Below are 3,025 nucleotides of genomic sequence, written 5' to 3'. Positions count from 1 at the left end.
CCTGATTGCCCTGCGTGCCCTGCGGGCCGACGCTGCCCTGGGTGCCTTGCGCGCCGATACTGCCCTGGGTGCCTTGCGTGCCGGTGCTGCCCTGGGTGCCCTGGACGCCGGCTCCGCCCTGGAAGCCCTGGCTGCCCTGGGTCCCCTGGCTGCCCTGTGTGCCGGTGTCGCCCTGGAAGCCCTGGCTGCCTTGTGTGCCTTGTGTGCCGATGTCGCCCTGGAAACCTTGACTGCCCTGGACTCCGACGTCGCCCTGGCTGCCCTGGCCGCCCTGTGCTCCGGTGCCGCCCTGGAAGCCCTGGCTGCCCTGGGTCCCCTGGCTGCCCTGAACTCCGGCTCCGCCCTGGAACCCCTGGCTGCCCTGGAACCCCTGGCTGCCCTGGTTCCCCTGCACACCGGTTACGCCCTGGCTGCCTTGGCTGCCCTGGAACCCCTGGGTGCCGGGACTGCCCTGGCTGCCCTGCGGGCCGGCTCCCGAACCACCCGGGCTGCCCTGCGCACCCTGGAAACCCTGCGGACCGATACCGCCCTGAGCACCCTGCACACCGGCTCCGCCCTGGACACCGGGACCACCCTGGGTGCCAGGGACGCCCGGGGATCCCGGTGTGCCCATGTCGCCCTGCGTCCCCTGACTGCCCTGACTGCCGGAACCACCCTGGTTACCCTGCAGACCCTGGCTGCCGAGCCCGCCCTGACTGCCCTGCGTGCCGCTCTCGCCCTGGCTCCCCTGGGTTCCGATTCCCTGGAACCCTTGCGCACCGGTGTCGCCCTGGAACCCCTGGCTGCCCTGGGTTCCTTGCGCACCGGTGTCGCCCTGGAACCCCTGGCTGCCCTGCGCTCCGCCGTCGCCTTGGCTGCCCTGCGAGCCGGCGCCGCCCTGGCTGCCCTGCGGCCCGGTACCGCCCTGGCTCCCCTGGAAACCCTGCGTCCCCATATCGCCCTGGCTGCCCTGGACTCCGATACCGCCCTGGCTACCCTGCGGCCCGGTACCGCCCTGGCTGCCCTGCGCGCCTTCGTCGCCTTGGCTGCCCTGACTGCCCTGACTGCCTGTGCTGCCCTGGCTTCCCTGGACTCCGGCGCCGCCTTGGCTGCCCTGATTGCCCTGCGCGCCTTCGTCGCCTTGGCTGCCCTGCGAGCCGGCGCCGCCCTGGCTGCCCTGCGGCCCGGTACCGCCCTGGGTGCCCTCCGCTCCGGCGTCGCCTTGCGTGCCCTGGCTGCCCTGGACTCCGATACCGCCCTGGCTGCCCTGCGGTCCGGTACCGCCCTGGCTCCCCTGGAAACCCTGCGTCCCCATATCGCCCTGGCCGCCCTGGACTCCGGCGTCGCCTTGGCTGCCCTGGGTGCCCTGGGTGCCGATACCGCCCTGGCCGCCCTGGCTGCCCTGGGTCCCCTGGCTGCCCTGGACTCCGGCTCCGCCCTGGAAGCCCTGGCTGCCCTGGAACCCCTGACTGCCCTGGAACCCCGGCACACCGGCTCCGCCCTGACTGCCTTGGCTGCCCTGGAACCCCTGGGGGCCGGAGCTGCCCTGGCTGCCCTGCGGGCCGGCTCCCGAACCACCCGGGCTGCCCTGCGCACCCTGGAAACCCTGCGGGCCGATACCGCCCTGGGTACCCTGCACACCGGCTCCGCCCTGGACACCGGGACCACCCTGGGTGCCGGGGACGCCCTGGGATCCCGGTGTGCCCATGTCGCCCTGCGTCCCCTGACTTCCCTGACTGCCGGAACCACCCTGACTTCCCTGGGCTCCGGTGCCACCCTCGCTGCCCTGGCTGCCCTGGGCTCCGGTACCGCCCTGGTTGCCCTGCGCACCGAGACTGCCCTGACTGCCCTGGCTTCCGGTGCCGCCTTCGGTGCCCTGGCTGCCCTGCGCTCCTGAACCGCCCTGACTGCCTTGGCTGCCGGGACCGCCCTGGAAGCCTTGGCTGCCCTGCGTTCCCTCGCCGCCCTGACTGCCCTGCGCACCGGCGTCGCCCTGGCTGCCCTGGCTGCCGGGGCCGCCCTGGCTGCCCTGGGCTCCGGTACCGCCTTCGCCGCCCTGAAGGCCCTGCGCACCGGCGTCGCCCTGGCTGCCCTGCGCACCGGGACCGCCCTGACTGCCCTGGGCTCCCGTACCGCCTTCGCCGCCCTGACTGCCCTGCACCCCCGCATCGCCCTGGCTGCCCTGGCTGCCGGGGCCGCCCTGGCTGCCCTGGCTGCCGACATCGCCCTGGCTGCCCTGACTTCCCTGCGTTCCCGCGTCACCTTGGCTGCCCTGGCTGCCGGGGCCGCCCTGGCTGCCCTGGCTGCCGCCGTCGCCTTGGCTGCCCTGACTTCCCTGCGTTCCCGCGTCACCTTGGCTGCCCTGCACACCGGAGCCGCCCTGGCTGCCCTGGACTCCGGCGCTGCCCTGGAAGCCCTGGCTGCCCTGGAATCCCTGGCTGCCCTGGTCCCCTTGTGCGCCCGTGCCGCCCTGCACTCCCTGGCTGCCTTGGCTGCCCTGGAACCCCTGGGGGCCGGAGCTGCCCTGGCTGCCCTGCGGGCCGGCTCCCGAACCACCCGGGCTGCCCTGCGCACCCTGGAAACCCTGCGGGCCGATACCGCCCTGGGTACCCTGCACACCGGCGCCGCCCTGGACACCGGGACCACCCTGGGTGCCGGGGACGCCCTGGGATCCTGGTGTGCCCATGCCACCCTGAAACCCCTGACCGCCTTGGGTTCCCTGGGTTCCGGCCCCGCCTTGATTGCCCTGATTTCCCTGGCTGCCGAGCCCGCCCTGACTGCCCTGCGAGCCGGTACTGCCCTGGTTGCCCTGCGCCCCGGCACCGCCCTGGCTGCCCTGGCTGCCCTGGGTTCCGGCGGTCCCCTGGCTTCCCTGGGGGCCGGCGTCTCCCTGACTGCCCTGCGCGCCGAGACCGCCCTGACTGCCCGAACCTCCCTGCGCCCCCGCATCGCCCTGACTGCCCTGCGAGCCGGTACTGCCCTGGTTGCCCTGCGCCCCGGCACCGCCCTGGCTGCCCTGGCTGCCCTGGGTTCCGGCGGTCCCCTG

The 3,025-nt window shown here is 74.3% G+C and carries 2 protein-coding genes and 1 pseudogene; 2 read left to right on the top strand and 1 reads right to left on the bottom strand.

Going from position 1 to position 3,025, the window contains the following annotated elements; translation table 11 throughout:
- Positions 1–394 (bottom strand): annotated as a pseudogene (locus tag ACZ573_RS08425) (collagen-like protein); the annotation flags it as partial.
- 21 nt (positions 395–415) lie between these two features.
- On the opposite strand from ACZ573_RS08425, the gene ACZ573_RS08420 reads away from it, so the two are divergent.
- Positions 416–1,876: a hypothetical protein gene (locus ACZ573_RS08420; RefSeq protein WP_471300870.1), complete on the top strand. Its 1,461-nt coding sequence runs from the start codon at positions 416–418 to the stop codon at positions 1,874–1,876.
- Positions 1,877–1,891: 15 nt separating this feature from the next.
- On the top strand, positions 1,892–3,025 hold a 1,134-nt coding region (locus ACZ573_RS08415), incomplete at its 3' end, for a hypothetical protein (RefSeq protein WP_471300867.1).

Source organism: Streptomyces sp. NPDC040545 (assembly GCF_055595065.1).
The sequence above is the reverse complement of the archived record's forward strand: the minus strand, read 5'-3'. Positions and strand labels throughout refer to the sequence as shown.